This window comes from Gemmata sp. SH-PL17 (assembly GCF_001610855.1).
Taxonomy (GTDB): domain Bacteria; phylum Planctomycetota; class Planctomycetia; order Gemmatales; family Gemmataceae; genus Gemmata; species Gemmata massiliana.
Genome location: NZ_CP011271.1, coordinates 3,222,645 through 3,239,236, shown reverse-complemented (window position 1 = coordinate 3,239,236; position 16,592 = coordinate 3,222,645). Strand labels below are relative to the sequence as shown.

Annotated in this window: 27 protein-coding genes; 2 read left to right on the top strand and 25 right to left on the bottom strand. The window is 62.6% G+C overall.

What is annotated here, in order from left to right; all coding sequences use genetic code 11:
* Positions 1-3: 3 nt before the first annotated feature.
* The 7 genes from VT84_RS13445 to VT84_RS13415 all read right to left on the bottom strand — a co-directional run bounded on the left by VT84_RS13445 (position 4) and on the right by VT84_RS13415 (position 4,992).
* On the bottom strand, positions 4-258 hold the full coding sequence (locus VT84_RS13445; protein WP_082839904.1) for a hypothetical protein: 255 nt from the start codon (positions 256-258) through the stop codon (positions 4-6).
* Positions 259-296: 38 nt separating this feature from the next.
* Entirely contained in the window at positions 297-941 is a 645-nt protein-coding gene (locus VT84_RS13440; RefSeq protein WP_082839903.1) for a phage replication initiation protein, NGO0469 family, read from the bottom strand.
* 137 nt (positions 942-1,078) lie between these two features.
* Complete coding sequence (locus tag VT84_RS13435; protein WP_162271694.1) at positions 1,079-3,292, bottom strand: AAA family ATPase; 2,214 nt, start codon at positions 3,290-3,292, stop codon at positions 1,079-1,081.
* A 156-nt stretch (positions 3,293-3,448) separates the two neighbouring features.
* Positions 3,449-3,718 (bottom strand): hypothetical protein, encoded by a 270-nt coding sequence (locus VT84_RS13430; protein ID WP_082839901.1) that lies wholly within the window; start codon positions 3,716-3,718, stop codon positions 3,449-3,451.
* A gap of 123 nt (positions 3,719-3,841) precedes the next feature.
* A complete protein-coding gene (locus tag VT84_RS13425) occupies positions 3,842-4,192 on the bottom strand; it encodes a hypothetical protein (protein WP_082839900.1) in 351 nt (116 codons plus the stop codon).
* Positions 4,193-4,552: 360 nt separating this feature from the next.
* Positions 4,553-4,780, bottom strand: coding sequence for a hypothetical protein (locus VT84_RS13420; RefSeq protein ID WP_082839899.1), 228 nt, complete (start codon positions 4,778-4,780; stop codon positions 4,553-4,555).
* A 20-nt stretch (positions 4,781-4,800) separates the two neighbouring features.
* Positions 4,801-4,992, bottom strand: a complete 192-nt coding sequence (locus VT84_RS13415; RefSeq protein ID WP_082839898.1) for a hypothetical protein — start codon at positions 4,990-4,992, stop codon at positions 4,801-4,803.
* Positions 4,993-5,148: 156 nt separating this feature from the next.
* Between VT84_RS13415 and VT84_RS13410 the strand changes: the two genes are divergently transcribed.
* Entirely contained in the window at positions 5,149-5,391 is a 243-nt protein-coding gene (locus VT84_RS13410) for a hypothetical protein (protein WP_082839897.1), read from the top strand.
* A 26-nt stretch (positions 5,392-5,417) separates the two neighbouring features.
* On the opposite strand, the gene VT84_RS13405 is transcribed toward VT84_RS13410, so the two are convergent.
* The 15 genes from VT84_RS13405 to VT84_RS13330 form a co-directional block, all read right to left on the bottom strand.
* Positions 5,418-6,230 (bottom strand): DNA-methyltransferase, encoded by an 813-nt coding sequence (locus VT84_RS13405; protein ID WP_157469485.1) that lies wholly within the window; start codon positions 6,228-6,230, stop codon positions 5,418-5,420.
* Positions 6,227-6,550: a hypothetical protein gene (locus VT84_RS13400; RefSeq protein ID WP_082839895.1), complete on the bottom strand. Its 324-nt coding sequence runs from the start codon at positions 6,548-6,550 to the stop codon at positions 6,227-6,229. Before VT84_RS13400 ends, VT84_RS13405 begins: the two co-directional genes overlap by 4 nt.
* 456 nt (positions 6,551-7,006) lie before the next feature.
* Positions 7,007-7,276: a hypothetical protein gene (locus VT84_RS13390; protein ID WP_082839893.1), complete on the bottom strand. Its 270-nt coding sequence runs from the start codon at positions 7,274-7,276 to the stop codon at positions 7,007-7,009.
* Positions 7,277-7,367: 91 nt separating this feature from the next.
* Positions 7,368-8,153 carry a DNA-methyltransferase gene (locus VT84_RS13385; RefSeq protein WP_082843289.1) on the bottom strand — a complete coding sequence of 262 codons (786 nt, stop codon included), beginning with the start codon at positions 8,151-8,153 and terminating at the stop codon, positions 7,368-7,370.
* 38 nt (positions 8,154-8,191) lie between these two features.
* The gene (locus tag VT84_RS13380; RefSeq protein WP_082839892.1) at positions 8,192-8,515 is read right to left on the bottom strand and encodes a hypothetical protein; all 324 of its coding nucleotides are present in this window, start codon (positions 8,513-8,515) and stop codon (positions 8,192-8,194) included.
* Positions 8,512-8,763 carry a hypothetical protein gene (locus VT84_RS13375; protein ID WP_082839891.1) on the bottom strand — a complete coding sequence of 84 codons (252 nt, stop codon included), beginning with the start codon at positions 8,761-8,763 and terminating at the stop codon, positions 8,512-8,514. Before VT84_RS13375 ends, VT84_RS13380 begins: the two co-directional genes overlap by 4 nt.
* A 583-nt stretch (positions 8,764-9,346) precedes the next feature.
* Complete coding sequence (locus VT84_RS13370) at positions 9,347-9,757, bottom strand: hypothetical protein (protein WP_082839890.1); 411 nt, start codon at positions 9,755-9,757, stop codon at positions 9,347-9,349.
* Positions 9,758-9,847: 90 nt separating this feature from the next.
* A complete protein-coding gene (locus tag VT84_RS13365) occupies positions 9,848-10,042 on the bottom strand; it encodes a hypothetical protein (RefSeq protein WP_082839889.1) in 195 nt (64 codons plus the stop codon).
* Entirely contained in the window at positions 10,039-10,398 is a 360-nt protein-coding gene (locus VT84_RS13360; protein ID WP_082839888.1) for a hypothetical protein, read from the bottom strand. The genes VT84_RS13365 and VT84_RS13360 overlap by 4 nt, the downstream gene beginning before the upstream one ends.
* 67 nt (positions 10,399-10,465) lie before the next feature.
* Complete coding sequence (locus VT84_RS13355; protein ID WP_082839887.1) at positions 10,466-11,227, bottom strand: pentapeptide repeat-containing protein; 762 nt, start codon at positions 11,225-11,227, stop codon at positions 10,466-10,468.
* Between the two features lie 44 nt (positions 11,228-11,271).
* On the bottom strand, positions 11,272-11,592 hold the full coding sequence (locus tag VT84_RS13350; protein WP_082839886.1) for a hypothetical protein: 321 nt from the start codon (positions 11,590-11,592) through the stop codon (positions 11,272-11,274).
* A 74-nt stretch (positions 11,593-11,666) separates the two neighbouring features.
* The gene (locus tag VT84_RS13345) at positions 11,667-11,939 is read right to left on the bottom strand and encodes a hypothetical protein (protein WP_082839885.1); all 273 of its coding nucleotides are present in this window, start codon (positions 11,937-11,939) and stop codon (positions 11,667-11,669) included.
* On the bottom strand, positions 11,936-12,751 hold the full coding sequence (locus tag VT84_RS38485; protein ID WP_157469484.1) for a hypothetical protein: 816 nt from the start codon (positions 12,749-12,751) through the stop codon (positions 11,936-11,938). The genes VT84_RS13345 and VT84_RS38485 overlap by 4 nt, the downstream gene beginning before the upstream one ends.
* Positions 12,752-12,791: 40 nt before the next feature.
* Complete coding sequence (locus VT84_RS13335; RefSeq protein WP_082839884.1) at positions 12,792-13,025, bottom strand: hypothetical protein; 234 nt, start codon at positions 13,023-13,025, stop codon at positions 12,792-12,794.
* 460 nt (positions 13,026-13,485) lie between these two features.
* Positions 13,486-13,725, bottom strand: coding sequence for a hypothetical protein (locus tag VT84_RS13330; RefSeq protein WP_157469483.1), 240 nt, complete (start codon positions 13,723-13,725; stop codon positions 13,486-13,488).
* Positions 13,726-13,886: 161 nt separating this feature from the next.
* On the opposite strand from VT84_RS13330, the gene VT84_RS13325 reads away from it, so the two are divergent.
* Positions 13,887-14,231, top strand: coding sequence for a hypothetical protein (locus VT84_RS13325; protein WP_082839882.1), 345 nt, complete (start codon positions 13,887-13,889; stop codon positions 14,229-14,231).
* Positions 14,232-14,400: 169 nt separating this feature from the next.
* Here the strand turns inward: VT84_RS13325 and VT84_RS13320 are convergent, their stop codons facing one another.
* From VT84_RS13320 to VT84_RS13310, 3 genes are all read right to left on the bottom strand, one after another.
* Positions 14,401-15,183 carry a phage antirepressor N-terminal domain-containing protein gene (locus tag VT84_RS13320; RefSeq protein ID WP_082839881.1) on the bottom strand — a complete coding sequence of 261 codons (783 nt, stop codon included), beginning with the start codon at positions 15,181-15,183 and terminating at the stop codon, positions 14,401-14,403.
* Between the two features lie 300 nt (positions 15,184-15,483).
* Complete coding sequence (locus VT84_RS13315) at positions 15,484-15,945, bottom strand: helix-turn-helix transcriptional regulator (protein WP_052558289.1); 462 nt, start codon at positions 15,943-15,945, stop codon at positions 15,484-15,486.
* A gap of 40 nt (positions 15,946-15,985) precedes the next feature.
* Positions 15,986-16,480, bottom strand: coding sequence for a hypothetical protein (locus tag VT84_RS13310; RefSeq protein WP_082839880.1), 495 nt, complete (start codon positions 16,478-16,480; stop codon positions 15,986-15,988).
* Positions 16,481-16,592: the final 112 nt, after the last annotated feature.

Below are 16,592 nucleotides of genomic sequence, written 5' to 3'. Positions count from 1 at the left end.
ATGTCACGCAGCCCATTCGAGCATCAAGACCGTCGTTATTACGCGAGAAGGGCCGAACCGTTCGCCCCCGAACTGGACCACCGTTCGAGGCGCGACCGCAAAAACAACGTCACCCAGAACCCACAGTTCCACGCCGTCGGGCGTACTCGGCTCGAACGCTTCGACCACCCAGTCGGGCGCCCGATCCGCCGCGCCGAGCGATTCAGCGACATCCGCGACCGAAGCGCTCGGGTCGAACCGTTCGCGGTAACGGGACATCGCGTGCCCCGTTACCAGCACGTCCCCGACGGCGCCGCCTAGAAAGGGATGGGGTCCGCACTAGATCCGGCGCCCGCGTGCGCGCCCGCAGGCACTTGCGGCCGGGAGCCGTCGCCGGCGATCTCCTTGCACGCGCGGATGTAGTCGCCGGGGCTGACACGCTGCCCGAGCGCCTTGGACCATTGCCAAGGCACCCACTCGGGGAGCGGCTTCGACCCGGCCTGGAACTCATCCAAGCCGCACACGAACGGCGCCAGTGTCGCCGTCGGGGGCGGCATCCCGTCCGGGTACCCGGTGACGGCCTCGACGCGAGCGTACCCCTTCTCGTTGTGAAGCACACTCACCAGACACGCCTTGCCGACGAGAGTCGTAATGTCGAAGTCGGCCCCGTCGCTGATCTTGGCGTTCATCATTGACTCCGCCCACTTGCGGAGTTTGGCCTTTTCGTTCAGGCTCATCGTCACCACAGCGTCGATGGTGTGGCTCTTGCCGTCTTTCTTTTTTTTGGTGGGCAGTTCCCACACGAGAAGAACATTACGCCGCCACGACGCCTTGCCCTGGAACTCGTCGTGCTGGCTCCCGCAGTCCACAAGGGCGACGAGGACCGCCGGCGCGTTCCCGGCCGGCACCTGTTCACGTTCCGCGCCGCCCTGTCCCTTGTTCGCTTTCAGATTGAATGACATCGCTCTAACACTCCCTCTCTTCAACACGCCCGCCACGGGGACATCCCGCAGCTTCCGGGCTTCGATATCCGCCTTTTACACATCGGCGGAATGTACTCAATAATCCGCATTGTCGGTCACATCTCATGCCCGATATCTCATGCCGCCCCTGTGTCAGGTGGGCATGAGATGTGGGCATGAGATACGCCATCGTCCTCCGACCCGTCCAACATCTCATGCCCGACATCTCGTGCCCGCTGAGACACAGGGGCGGCATGAGATGATGCCCGGGACGCCAAGGCGAACATCTGCGGATTCGTTTTGCTCCTAAGTGTTCCACGGCGAACAACTTGCCGCTTGAAATAAAGGCCTGTCAGGTACTCGCTCACGTCGCTGTCTCTCATGCCCGAGTCAATCGCTCGTAGGCTGCCCTTGATGTCATCGGACTGCATCCACACTTCCGGCCATTCTGACAGAACACGAATAATTACCGCCTCCCCTTCACTTGCTCCGAAGCTCGCAATTGGAACGCCTGGCGCGCCGTTCGCCCCGATGATGGGGCGCGGCTCGTCGCTTGCGGTATCCGCGACCGCGACATACTCGCCGTTCACCAGTTCGATAACGAGTTCGTCGGGGGTCTCTTCGTACCGCCCCTTCGCGCGCAGCACCCGTTTGCGGTCCTTGGCGTCGGCCGCGTCGAATCGGGTCAGTTCAATCAGGATGTCGGGGAAGGCGGAGAGCGCGCCCGAACCGCGTGAGCCCGTGTACTCTTGACCGCCGGACTTGCGCAAGTGGTGAATGAGGAGCACGCCGGCGCCCGCCCGGGTCACCTCCCACAGGGGCATGAGCGCGGCGTCCACCGCGCTGGCGTCGTTCTCTTCCTGCACCGGCCACAGCTTCGCGAGCGTGTCGAACACCACCAGGTCAAATGCGTGGTTCTCGACATCGGCCTTGAGTTGGCTCACGAACCCGAGCCAGCCGGCTTGCAGCGGGCGGGTGGGGAACGGCTGGAGGTAGAACCCCACGTTGTCGTTCAGCCCCAACGTGTCCCGGCGCCGCACCCAGTGGCGCTCGCCCTCCTCGGAGACGTACAGCACCTTCGATGCCTTGAGGGGCTTCCCCAAAAAAGTCCCGCCGTCGCCGCACGCGCGCAAGAGGTGCGAAAGTAGAGTCGTCTTCCCGGCCTTCCAGAGAGCAGACAGGAGCGCCACGGCCCCGCGGGGCAAGTACCCTTCCCAGATCCAATCGTCCGCTTTCGGAGGGGCTGCGAGTTCGCTCGCCCACTTGAACCCGCGCCCGGCCCCTTCTGGAGCCGTGTGGTCGGTCGTGTTGCGCCAACTCACCACCGGCTCGGGGCGGTCCTGTTTGCCGTAGCCCATAGCCCGGAGGGCCTTCGCGGCGGCCTTGAAGTCCGACCCGTGTTCCAGAATCGCGAAAACGGCGAACCGGCTGTAACTCTTTCGACCCTCGAACGGCGCTCCGTTGGTAGTGAAACAGTGGAACAGGGGCCACCCGTGGTCCCGGCTCGACACGATACCGATCGTCCCGCTGATCCCGCTACTTTTCCCGGGGCGGCACACCATGCCCCGGTCGTCGCCGAAATCACGCGCCCACGACCAGCCGGAGCCGAACAAGCCCGTCTCTTCCCACGTACCCCGGTAGTTAAAGTCGGTACCCGGGTCGTCGGCCGAAGCGACGCCGCGCGCCCGCGTGTCCGGTCGGCGCTCTTTCTGGGGGCGTTGCACTTGGGTCAGCGTGGTCGCCTTTTCCATCCACTCGACCCACACGTCGAGCGGGACCGGTTCGGCTGAGCCACCATCCACCCACGCGAGGCGCTCCCACCGGTAGGACAAACCGGACGGGTGGCACTCCGGCGGGCACCCTGGGGCCAAAACCTGTTCCCCGTGCGCGCGGGTCTCAATCAGCGTCTTGTACTTGGGGCGGCCGCGGTCATCGGTGCCGTTGGGGCGCTCGGCCAGGGTGACCCCGCGCGTGGGCAGCTCGAGCCGCACGTACAGGTGAGCGCCGCCACCCGGTGTTCGCACGAGGGGGCACGATAGGACGTAGGCGGTCTGCTCCGGCGGGACGAGCGCCAACCATGCGTCCCACGCCTCTGCCGTTTCAACGTCGAGGACGGTCAGATTGCCCGAAGCAGGGCCGCCGGGAATGCCAATGCCGCCCTTGGCTCCGCGACCGAACCACTCCACCAATTCGGCCTGTGTCGGCGGGTTGTCACCGTACCTGGTCCACGCGCCGAACTTGGGCGCCTTCGAGCCGTCCGCGTGAACGGGAATCACCGACAGGCCCGCGGCGAGATAGTGCCGAGCAACAGCTAAGAGGTCGTTCGCTTGGATAGCTTCGGCCAGGGTCACGAAAGCACCTCGTCCTGATTCGTTGTTGGGAACAAGCATCTTCGCTTGCAACGGGGGAACTAACCCCATCACGCGCCAACACACTGGTACAGCACAGCGCCCGCGACTCGAACGCGGTCCCGTGGGCGCTCCCGGCGAGCGCGCTGTGGGGTGGGGCTAGGCTGGAGTCGTGGTCACCACCACGGTCGGCTCAGCCACGGCGCCACCGGTCGCGGCGTTGACCTCCGCGATGATGCGATCGCGTTCGGCGTGGGCACGCTCCATGCTGCCCGTCTCGTGACAGAAGCAGCCATTCGGCGTGTCGATAATGACCCGCGGGTCATCACTTCGGTCGGGCAATCCCTGTTGCCCAAGGGCGCGCACACCGACGACTTGGTCGGCACGTATCGCATCGCCGTTGGGCATGCGGATGAGGGGCGGGGTCATGTCGAGGTTCCTGTGACACGTTCGAGGGATAGGCTAAGTCGCTCACACAGTGCGTCGGCTTCCCACCACCTGCCTAGGTGTTCACGCACACTTGTAGGCAGGCAGCGTTTTTGTGACAAATAGTTACAGCTTCTCGGCTTCCGTCAACTGGCGGAGGCTGCTCAGGTGCTTGCAGTTCCGCGTCGAGACAAAGCCCCGGCAATCGCACACGTCGAACCCGACCTCCGCCGCGAGGAAGCAACCATAATGCCCCTCGGTGCGGTCACTACCCACATCCAGCTTCCGCAGCACGAACGCGCGCCCAGGTTCGTCGGCGGGATGCTCCTCCACGCGGTACCGGCAGTGACTTCGCTTGCCCGTGATGGTCAGCACGCCAGCGACAGGGCTGGTGGCGTTGTCCTCGGCAGGTGCCCAGGTGAACGCGCCGTGGCGTTCGCTCTTGGTCGGGGCGAGTAGGTCGGTGTAAACTGGCATGGCTCTCTCCTGTCACAGCAGGTGGGGGAAGTGGCCCGGAGGTGATTGGTGTCACCCCCGGGCCGCGTCGTTGGGGGTCAAGACTTCGCACGGGAGATTAGGTAGCACGTCTTTGACAGTGTCCAGACGCCGATTTTTTGCCTCTTAGTCCACAGTACACGGACGGCACCGGATCCAACCTCGGACACCGTTCCGGTTAATTTTGATAAACCGTTCGTGGTGTACCTATAGGTCCAAACCGAGTCGCCCTTCTTGGTTTCGCGACCGTCCGCATAGCTGTTCTGCTTGCGAAACAGCTTGCGCCAAAAAGCCCGGTCGCTCATCGCTCGCATCCTCGGTTCGGGGTGAAGGCCGGGCGGGTCACCGTGGCCCGCCCCGGTGTGTCGTCCACGCGAACTGAAGGTCGCCGGTACCAACCTCATCCGCCACCGTCGCGACCAACTCCACCGGCTTCGGCGCCGGCACATTGACCGTCACCTTCACCACACGCGACGCCATCCCGTCCGGGTGCGTCACCTCGTCGGCACTGCCGTGAATCGTGTACTCGCCGTCCTCGTGGACCACTACCCACACGTTGACTTCGACCATGACTGACTCCGGTTCGTTGTTTAGCGGACCACCACGTAGTACGTCCGCCCCATCTTCACGACTTCACACGCCATGCCCCGCGCCGCCACTTCACGGCATTTCGCCTGAGCGTCGAGCGCGTTCGGCGAGCACACCGCATCCAGCCGCGTGACCAGCCCGTGCGGGCGGCGGACGCAGACGACCTGGCGACCCATGATGTTGGCGGTTTCCATCGTCGTCTCCGGCGTGCGGCTCACTTATCTGACGTAAATGTAATTCCGGAACAACAACTATGCAAGAGCGTGTCGCTGGAATTCCGAAAATATTTTCCGGAAGAACAAATAAGGGACGCTACACTACTGGTGTGCCGTTAACGGAGGTCGCACGGGATGCCGCGTAAGAAGGATGGTCACACGTTCCTCTCTGTTGAGGTTCCCGACCCGATTCTCGAAGCTCTAACCGAAAAGACTGCCGCCGCGGGCGAGTCTACTTCCGGGCGTGTCACTCAACTCATAGCCGGCTACGTCGGCATGGAATACGAGCCACCCAAACGAGGCCCGGCGCCCGGAGCCGTGTATGAAAAGAAGCCCGGCCCGAAACCTGATTCCCCAAAGAGGAAACGGAAGAAGTAGCGCCGTCACCGTCATTGGCTCCCTCGTTACGCGGCGTCAGTGTTCGGTAGGTCCGCACTGGTCCGCGAGTGCGTCATCACGTATTCGCGCGCCGCGGTCGATTCTGCTTCGAGGCGATGATGGTCCCGCGCAAGTCGCTCCTCAATCCGTGCCGCGTAGTCAGCGCTCAGCTCGATGCCGATAGCCTCGCGGTCGAGGCGCTGAGCCACAGCAAGCGTGGTCCCGCTCCCCGCGAACGGGTCGAGCACCAAATCCCCCTCGTGGCTGCACGCAAGGACGATGCGTTCCAACACTGATTCCGGCATCTGGCAGGGGTGCCCCGTGCGCTCCTTCGCGTTGCCCGGGAGCCGCGGGAAGTGCCACACGTCGCCCGGCACCCGCCCGCGCGGGTCGGCACGCTTGTCCCCGGCCCGCTGGCGCTCGCTCTCCACCCGCACCAGGTCCGCGTTGAACGTGAACCGGTTCGGGTCGCGAACAAAGTACAACAGGTGCGTGTGGTCGCGTCCGAACTTCTTTTTCTGGTGCGTACCAAACGTGTAGTGCCAGATGCACCAGTTCCGCATCGTCAGTCCGAGCGCGTCGAGCCGCACCTTGTACTCCGCCGCGTACTCGTCGCCGATCGCCACCCACATCGAGCCGACCGGGGACAGCACCCGTACCGCCTCGCGCAACCACTGGTCCACGAACGCGAGGTAGTCCGCACGCGACCGCTTGTCTTGGTACACGTCGTAGTGGAAGCCGATGTTAAACGGCGGGTCGGTAGCGATGAGGTCCACCGAGCACTCGGCGAGAGTGGGCAGCACATCGAGGCACGAGCCGGTGACGACGCGGATGCTCACCTTCGTCCTCCCATCGCGAGCGGTCCCTTGCGCGCAGGGCGCCGGCGCTGCTTGCAGTCCTCGTCGTACCACTTCGCGCCCCAGTATTGACCGGCTTGTGTCACGTTAATCATGAACACCGTGCCGCCCTTACCGTCGGGCACGTCCACCAGTTCGAGCCACTCGCGCCGCACCAGTTCCTGCAAGTGCGACTCCTCTAGCTTCACTTCGGTGTCGTCGCGGATGACGACACGCATTTCGTAATCGTCGACGCAACAGAACGAGTCCGCGTCGATGCAGCAGACGAGTGTTTCCATCGTCTCGCGTTCGGGGTACTCCATTACGCCGCCACCTTTGCACCGAAATGCAAGATGAGTGATTCGATGTCGTGAAATACCGGGATTTTGTGGTCGCGAGCGCAGGATTCTTCGAGGTCCGCGCCCGTACTCTCACCGGGCAAACGTAGGAGCGCATCGGACGCCGCAACCCAAGGCAAATCAACGCTGAGCCACTCGTCGTAAGTCATCCGGTCGTTGCCGTTTGGGGTGCCAATACAGACGCACTCCGATTTACTCTGCACCCATTCGTAAGCCTGGGTGATGGGGTTGAGTACGAAATCACGTGGGCGACATGGTTTCGCGTAAACCGACCAGTGAGGGCACAACGGAGCGAATCCCGCTTTCGCCAAAACGATGAACGCCTCCGTTGCGCGGTTGATGTTCTCGCACAATCCGCCCTTTGTTAGCGGGCCAGCTATATAGACTCTCGTTCTCATGTCTCACACCTCCTGTGAATCATTACGCAGCCTTACACACGCCCGGGGAACCGACTCGCAGTGACCAGCGCCACGCCGGGCGCCCTTCACCTTGTGGTGTTGGCGGGTGCCGCACGACCACGCGCGACTGTTCCAACTTCACTAGAACCGCCAGCGTCACCCACGACGGTTGAGACCGATCCGACGCACACAGCGCGGCTAAGTCTCGTGTGGACAGCGGGGATTGAGCCGCGCGTAGCGCGTGAATCACCTGCGTCTTCACGAGGGCGCGGTTCCGCTTTCGCCGCTTCACCGGTAGAACCTCCGCTGATGCCGCCTGCCCGCCAACGCAGCGAGCAGAGCCGCCGAGCCGTAGCCCAACGCGATGAGCCGCCAGGGAAAGGTCATGCTGCCTCCGGGTCAAAGAGCCGGGGCTGCACTGTCGGAGCAAACAAAGAGCCCCGTTTGCCACTCGTCGCGTGAGCAACACGCTCACGGATTACGTCGCAGTAATCGGGCTTTTGCTCGAACGTTACACACCGCCTACCTTCAAGAGCCGCACCAACTGCGGTGGTACCGGAGCCTCCAAACGGGTCGAGGATGAGCCCACCAGGAGGCACACAGAATACGAGGTCTCGCATTAACGGCGTCGGCTTGCCCGTGACGTGGAACTTGTCGTCTTGCTTAACACTGTGCGAATAGCTACCGGGGTAGCACCCTTTCCCCTCAGGGGGCCAATCCGCGCGGGGCGAACTCGGTCCACGGGTGCCCCACACGACGTATTCGCATTGGTGGCGGAAGTAGTGCGGCGCCGGAGCGCGGGCAGACGGCCCTTTGTCCCACGAAATGAGCCCCCGCCACACCCACCCACCCGCTTGTACTGCGTCAGTCAAAGTGGGCAGTTGGCGCCAGTCCGTGAAAGCGAGAATGTACCCGCCCGGCTTGGTCACCCGTAGGCACTCGGACAGCCACAATTGGCACCAATAGCTCCAGGATCGCTGGTCTCGATTGTCACCATCGAAGTCTGCAGAGCCGAACCGCTCGCTGCCAGTCTGCACGTACTTGGTCGAGACGCTCTGCGTGCGGTCACCACGAGTCAATCCACCAGAGGAATACGGTGGGTCCGTAATGACCGCGTCGAAGATGGCGTCTGGTAAACCGCGAAGTAGGTCGAGCGACTCCCCGCACATTACCCTCACCGGCTCATTTTCCGTCGGTAATTCAATACTCACGCTGCCGCCCTCCGTATCCCACGCCGCTTCGTGTCGTAAGCCTTGACCGCCGCAACCATCGCAGGCGACAGAGGCACATGACAGACGCGATGCACATAGACACTGTTGTGCGTGACCACCGCGTGCTCTAACCCCGTCACCGCACAGAGCCACGTGTTCAGCGGGCAGTTGACAACGCGCCCGTCCGAATCCCACTTCACCTCGCGCTCCAGTACGTCCCACACGCGGTCGCCCGCCTCGTCCGAGCCGTCGGTGGGGCTGACCCCTGCGCGGCGGCAGAGGTCATCAAGGGCGGTGGTGACACATTGAGAGTGGTTCATGCTGCGTCCTCCTTGACGGGTATTACGCTCGTATGAGCCACCTTGCCCTCAAGCATCATGATGACCTCGATAACCAACTGGTCACGGTTGAGCGTGCTCGGGATAGTCGCGAGCCAGTTCTCGATGACTGCAATGCCCCGCTGACGGGCGCGAAAGTGGTCGTCGTGCAGCTCCGCGGTTACCTCGTGCGTAACCGGGTCTTCCCGCCACTTGATGTCCGTGCGACGCAGTTTGTGTTTGCGGCTCATGATGCGACCCTCGTTGGAGTGGAGCAGACGGGAGTCGAACCCGCTTATGCCGGTGTTGACCCCGCTTGTGGGTGACCACTGCGCTGGGCCGGCTGATTCCGAAACACTGCCCCAGGTGCGACGCCCGGACAACGAGTCCGGGGGAGACAACTGCAACCGACCTGGACGGATGATTGCAGTGGTCACGTCGCATAAGTGCCGGGTGTCGAGCCACACAGGACCACCCGGCGAATCCTCGTTCTCAGACTCGCAACCAGTGCCCGCCGCATCTGGGGACGCGGTTGGCTTTTGGCTTCGGTCAAGCCGCGCGTTACATGTTCTCGTCTCCTGCGTGCGCCAGTACGGTCGCGGCTCCCGAGCGCTGGCTCGCTCAACATGACGCTGCGTCTAAAGCGCCGTGGTTTGCACGACCGATTCCCCGTTCACTTTCACGCGCCACGGGGCACAGCGCTGGAACACCGAATCGCGTCTCCCAAACCCCTCACGCGCATCGGTGCGTGAATCGTGGTGGCGGAGCCTCCGCAGCTCGCCTCTTCTCTGGAGCCCGGCCCCAAGCGACTACTCGGGCTCCGCCACCGGTTCGCTACCTGACCTCCGCAGTGACCATCACCAGTTCACCCCGCCGCTCCTGGTCAGAAATAATGGCTGTGTCTTCCAGTTCGTCGCAGTCGTCGTCATCGGTGATGTCGTGGACTTGGCACATCACCTCGCCGTTCGTGTCGTAGCGCCCGGGTGCGACCTCGCGGAGCGCGAGCACCTCTACCACGCACAACCGCGGGGGCACACCCGCCGCAGCCAGTTCGTCCGGCAGCGAGATAACCTCGGGGGGCAGGTCGAACGCGAAGTCTCGCTTGAGCCACCGATCGACACGAAACGCGAAGTCCTTGGCGTCATAGAAGTCGTGCGACTGATACGAGCCGACATGTTCGCGGTACTTTTTCCCGAAACGTATCTGGACGACGTACAAATGAGACCCGCTGCCGGGCGAATACATTGTTGAATCCTCCTGATGACCCCGACCACTCCTTTCTGGCGGAGAGTGTGGTCGGGGTTGTCGTTGAATAAGCCCCCTCAATCCTGCGGCTCACGCCGCGCGTTGCTCCGAAATCACATCATCCGCGCCCGCATACATCTCGGGCAGGTCCACCACCGGGCGCCCACCCGTCACCCACCACGTGAGGTAGATCTGGTCGTCTGGGTCGAGCTTGCTGAACTCGTCCGGCTCGGGTGCCGCAGCCGGCTCAGGCTTTTTGGTCAAAGCGTCCCAATGACGGCTCATGGCTGACACTCCGGGATGGTGGGTAGTCGTGTTGCCGGAATCAGGTCGTCCGCCTCTGCGCCCATAGGCTTGGGCGGGAACCAAATCGCGGTTCGCCGCACGATGTCCAGTTGCAGTTGCGTTTCCGTGTGCGCCGCCCGCTCCTTCACCAATGCGCCGCGGGCGTAGTCCAACTCCGCCTGAATCGTGGCGTCGCGAGTAAGCGGGCGGGTCGGGGCAGGTTCCGTCGCCGCATCTAGCCGAATGCCAACCAACGCCATTCCCGCGACCAACAGCACGAACGCCGCGAAGCCCGTCATGAGCACGACCGAGATTCCGTACCACAGGTCGCGCAGGAAGCCAAAGTAAGCACGCATGTAACCCTCCGTGGTTAGACGACCATCCCACACAGTACAGCGATCGTGATGAGCACGGTCGCAACACTTAGCCGACGTGGGCGACGGCTTCCTCGCGTGTCAGGTAAAAGTGCACACCACCCGCGCACTCCACCCAACGGTCAGTGTGCCACTCGTGACACTTCACCGTTTCGCCAACGCGATACTTCGTCACGCCGTCGTGTAGCGAAGTACCCTCTGCCGCTGCCGAGCCGTCGACCTTTTCGATTGAGACGACCTCGACAAACTCAGCCCGGCACTTACGACCCGTCGCGTTAGACCGCTTCGCGAGGGGCGGCACGCGGAGCTGCACCAACACATCGTCGCGGCATTTCTTCCAACCAAATACCTCACCCTCGCGAGGGAGGATCTCTGTAATCGCGAACGCTAGTTCGCCGTTTTCGGCGCCGCGGAGGTTGGCGCTGCGGAGGTTGGCGCTGCTGAGGTCGGCGCCGTAGAGGTCGGCGCTGCGGAGGTTGGCGCTGCGGAGGTCGGCGCCGCGGAGGTTGGCGCCGCGGAGGTTGGCGCTGCTGAGGTCGGCGCTGCTGAGGTCGGCGCCGTAGAGGTTGGCGCTGCGGAGGTTGGCGCTGCTGAGGTCGGCGCTGCTGAGGTCGGCGCCGTAGAGGTTGGCGCTGCGGAGGTTGGCGCTGCTGAGGTCGGCGCTGCTGAGGTCGGCGCCGCGGAGGTCGGCGCCGCGGAGGTTGGCGCTGCTGAGGTCGGCTTTCTTACCTCCATCTTCGCCACGCAGACACTTCTTGTGATCCGCGAGGATAGTCGCAAGTTGCTCAGCAGTGGGCTTCAACACTTCCATCTGTGAACTCCTTAATCTGCGGTAATGGGGCTTGAGATTCTCAGTTAAACTGGGCACTCCTCGTGACTCTCGACACCCGCGAGTGGCTCCATATCCGACAGCACAACATTTAGCGCCTTCCGCAACGCCGCACGCCGCTTGCCCGCGTCCCGAATCATCCCCGCGAGAGTAAGTAGCCGCTCTTCCCAGAGCCGCCCGTTGCCGTCCATAGGCAGGTCGCCCGTGTTCTGGGCGATGGCCGTGAACGTGCCCCGGAGCAGCGCCAGTGAGGTCCGCACGTCGTCCGGGTGAGCCTCGTGGACGAGCACCAGCTTTGCCCAGCGCACCACCGAGCGCGCGCGTTCCTGTAAGACGCCACCGTCCATTGCGATTCCCCCGACGAACCTGTGTTGTTAGACCGCCGCCCCGGGAATAATCCGGGGTACGCCGACCGGCGGTGTCAGCTCAATTCCAGCGTGAACTCAAATGGCTCCATCTCGCCCGTGCGGTCGAACTTCATCGCCGCTGCGACTACTTCCTCTCGCAACGGATAAGGTCGCCGGTTGATGAACACCGTGTTGCTCGGGCTGACGAACACGGTGAAAGCGGGTAAGGGCGATCCGTACTCATCCTCAATTGCATCGTGAATCGCCAACGCGATTGGGCACGACCCGCATGAGCCACGCACACCCTCCGCGATGTGCTCAGCCGTGACGCGCACGAGATAGGTCATGGCTGTGCCTCCACCTCTCGCTCCATCTGGTCGAGGAGAGCCACACCAGGGCAGCCGCACTCACGAAGGGCGGTAAGGATGACATCAGCGAAGTGATGCAGCTCGGCGGACTCGGCGGCGGACGCGGCGGACCGCGCGGCGGACTCGGCGGACCGCGCGGCGGACGCGGCGGCGGACGCGGCGGACCGCGCGGCGGACGCGGCGGCGGACCACGCGGCGGACCACGCGGCGGACGCGGCGGCGGACGCGGCGGACCGCGCGGCGGACGCGGCGGCGGACCACGCGGCGGACCACGCGGCGGACGCGGCGGCGGACGCGGCGGACCGCGCGGCGGACGCGGCGGACCGCGCGGCGGACGCGGCGGACTCGGCGGCGGACTCGGTAGTCGATTCTTCGCAGCCCTTGGCGGATGCCTCTAGGGCTGCTTGGTGCTCAGCGATAGGGTGAATTTTGGCTGCATTTCGCAATGCTCGCGGCAATACTCGTTTAATTGTCAGCCAAGCCAACATGCCCGCAAATCGTGCTTGGTCGATTTGATCCGAACCTAGTTGCGCGACCGCGAGGCGCCGCATACCCTTCGCGCGGTCCGCATTATCGAGCCAACCGTTCGCATCATTGAGGGCGATTTTCGCCGCCCGCACTGCGGCACCAACACACGGCGGGTCGTCACCGTGGGGCAGCCCCAGCGCGAAGCACACCGCAGCTTCAACACACATTTTCCCCGGCTCTTGCACTCCGACCCCGGAGACAAGACCGCAGTTAACCAACTCGGTCACCTTGCGCGCCAGTGCGACATCAAGAACGGGCGTCATCGACTGCTCCTGCAATGTAAGTAGGTTGCCTCACCACCCCTTAGCCCGGTATCACGCTCCCGCTGCCGTTCCGCTCCACCTGTGCCTCGGCTTCGCGCCGTGCGTCCAGTCCCATTATTTGCTTCTCAGCGCCCTCGGCCGACACGGTCAGTTGCGCCGACCCGCACCCCGAACATCGCATGCGACCGGCGCGGTTCTCCTCGCGCTTGCTGAAGTAGGTGCCCCGCTTGCACTCGTTGCACCGGTAGAGTCGCTTACCCGCGGTCCGATACATCGCATCTCCTTTTTTTGCGGGCGATTTGCATCGCCTCGTGCCAAGAAAGAAGACCCAACCCTGTGCAAAGCACGCCCGCGATAAGGCCGCCCCAATGAGGCTCGTCGGACCAAAGCCGCGCGGACATGGTTAGATTTGCCGCGCCAAAGAACAGCAGCACACAAGCCCAGATTAATTTGAGCCACGCCCGTTTCATCTCGGTTCCTTTCGTTGAGTGAGAAAAACTAACAATGCCAAGAACGGCAGACCACACAGGAAGGCAACAACCCACATCACTCGTCCTCCCCGTTGCCCGCGAACACGAGCAGCAGCGGCGGCACCAGCAGGCTGACCAGACACCACGCGAACACGAGGTAGCAGATTGCGCTGAGGGTGGTCATGGGGCACCGGGGGTTAGGCGGTGGACGGGGCAAGGTTCTTGTCGGAAACAAAGCGGTTATCGCCCCCGCCCCACCGTGGTTCAGAGTCGACCCATCGTGCGACGGAAAGTTTTGACAGCATTAATGCCTTCCTCAAGAGCCACCGACAGTTCGTCCTCGAACACCTTCCGCTCGCACCCGTGGCGCCGGTCCTCCTTGGGTCGTGGGTCGGTGAACACCGCGTGCCACTTCACCCAGAACGTGTCCCGGCAAATCGCGAGCGTCTCGCACGCGATCTTCAGCTTGACCAATTTGGTCGTCACCCGTCGTGTTCGAGTCATGTCGGAACCCGTGGTTAACTTGTCTGATGCAAAGGTACCCCTCCGGTGATTTAATGTCAACATTAAATACACTGGGTACAAAATGTTTTCTTTAAGTTCTTAAATACCAATCCACTTACGGCGTACAAGTATTGGTGAAGTTGACTTCGCGAGTAGCTAGCATGTCCCTCATGGTGGCCAAAAAAGCGTCAAAAGCAGCCAAGGCGTCTGAGAAACGGGGGCGTGGGCGCCCTCAGTCCGAGGTGCCTTCGACTTCATTTTCGTGCCGTGCCCCACTGACCTTAGTCGCTGCGTTTATGGCGATGGCGAAGGTGACTGGGACCAAGCACCGCGGCACCGAATTACTTAAAGCCGCAGAGAAATTCATGGTTGAGCAGTACTGGACCATAAAGGACAACCGTGAGTCGAAGCTCATTCAGTCGCAACACGTGGGCGATTTTCTTGAAGCCGCCGAAGCGTATTTCAAAGAAGCTGGGCGATGGCCCCTTGTACGCCCCATGTTCTGATAGGGGCATTCTGCCTCCGACCGCGTGAGTTGTGATGTCAGGCGCGCGTCGAAAGTGCGTAAGTGCGAGCCGGGGCGGTGTGAGTCGGATGTGAGTGGGTGTAAAACCGCAGGGGATTAAAGGCAAACAGCGCCTTTTATCCCCTGCGGTTTGTATTTGTTAGCGGCGCTTATACGGAGTCGCCGAAGTATTCTCGCAGAAGGGTTTCGGGATACGTATTTACGACACCGAAACGCGGATCGGTCATCGTACTCGTCCTGATGCCCCTGGAGTTGCACAGGGCCGTCAGTTTCTTCCCGTGCGCCGCGGCCTGTGTAACGGGCATCTCTCGGTTACGAATCCGGCTGTAACCCAAAACGGTGAAGTAGCCGTGATTCGATGTGCTCTGATGCAGTGCGGCTTGCGCGGTAGCCGTCGCGGAGCGGGCCAGTTGGTGGGCTTCCCAAAGGTGCTGTACCATTTGGGACTGGAGGCGTTCCGCCTCAATCTGGCGTCGCCGCGTCTCGATCAGGAGCGGCATCGACGACGTCATTTGCGCCTGAACGCGGAGCATCTCGTTGAGGAGCGGGTCAGAGTGGTACTGCTCTTGGCTCGCCGCGCTCACTCGCGCCCCGAAATGGCGATCGAGAACCTCGGCGCACTCTGCCTGGTACCGGCGGATCTTCTCCCGGACGCTGTCCTTCACTTTGCGCTCGTCAATGTTCGCCAGCCACATGACGAGCGTGCGGCGGTCGATCATCACCATTGACTGAACGCGGCCACTAGTATCGTGCGTGTCGATCTCCGACACGCACGCCCACGACTTCTTTTTCAGCTTTTGAAGCTGCGCGCTGAACGCGAGGCCGATGTTTTCGCAGATCCGCCGGAGACTCGTTCGGAAGTTACCGCCGTCCAGGGCGACTGCTTCCAATTCATCACCGTGGAATTGGATTTTTACGAGTTCGTTTGCCATCGGTTCACCAGGTCAAGGTGAAGATGCGCCGACGCTGCCCGCTACCGCGAATCTGTGTTGATTCGCTGAAGTGAAAAGGCTACATAATCCGCACAACGGCCCGAGCCGCAAGGCGGAGGTCGGTTGGGAAGGGTCGGCACGTCCGCCGTAGGAAGTTGGCGTGCCGACCCGCATCTTCTGGATTCAGATGCGAAATATCGGCTATCTTTTGTTGGTGCAATAGCAAATCCCCGAGACCATCAAGGGTCTCGAATTAGCCCGCCCGCATAGTTCGATGTGAACCGCCCAAGGTGAAGCGCATTACCGCAAAACCAACCTGTAGCCGTCCGCTTCGCCCTGAATTACGTCGCCGTCGAAAGTGAACGCGGTCTTGAGTTCGCGGCGCAGTTCGCGAATGTGGTACCGCGTGTTCGCCTCGTCCGTGTGCCGGTCGAATGCCGCCGCAGTCAGCTCCTTGGCGGTCAGCGGGTTTTCCGCCTCGATGAACACCCGGAGCAACCTGAGACGAGAAGGGGCCACGAGTACGGCGGTGCCGTCGAATGTCGCCCCGCGCTCGGTCACCACCCACCCAGCAACGACGGGCGGTTTCGCCTCATCCACCTCGTCCGCCTTGGCGCAGGCGCCGCACGGGACCGGGACATCAATGAGTTTGCCCACATCGTCTAATACGATGACCCGTTTGGCAGCGCGACCCGGCGAAACGTGGTCCGCGATGGCTCGGGCAGCGGCTTGCAGGGCGCGGAGGGGGTCGCGATTTGTCATGTTCACTTGTTCCGTGGGCGTCTGTTCACACTCCACGAATCTAACCCGCGTCCGCTCGCTCGGAAAGTTCATCCGGCTGCCGCGCGAAAAATGGCAGCGACGGCTGCGAGCCCGTGTAGTACCCGTTTTGCGGGTGCACCCATACGAACCCTTTTTTCCTCAGATCTGCCAGCGCGTGGCGGACGGTGTCGATTGCCATATCGTCCTCGGGGTATTTTACGCGCAACATCGTCTCCAACGCACCCGAGTTAAGAACCAAGTCATCCCCGCCCATAACTGCTCGCTGGTCGCGAATGAAACAAAACAACCGCTTGACCGCACGGCGCTCACGAGCGAGGCCGTGCGGCACGTTCACCAAGTCCGCGTCCGCCGGCTTGGGCGGTTTGACGCGCCGGGCGGTGAGCGAAATGTAAACCCCGTTCGCGGTCGCGTTCGCGCGCAAAGACTTGCGCCCGGCGCCTCGAAGCAGTTCGTGAACTCGGGCGAGCAGTGATTCGACCTCGCGTTCGAGAGGTTGTTGTGTTTCGTCGGGCATTGCGTCACCGGGCGAAGCGCTGCCAAATTCTGCGCGGCAGCGCCACGGAGATTCATGGCGGGCAAGTCTTCACATATTCTGAACATCCGTCATATCCTGTTCGCAATGCCAG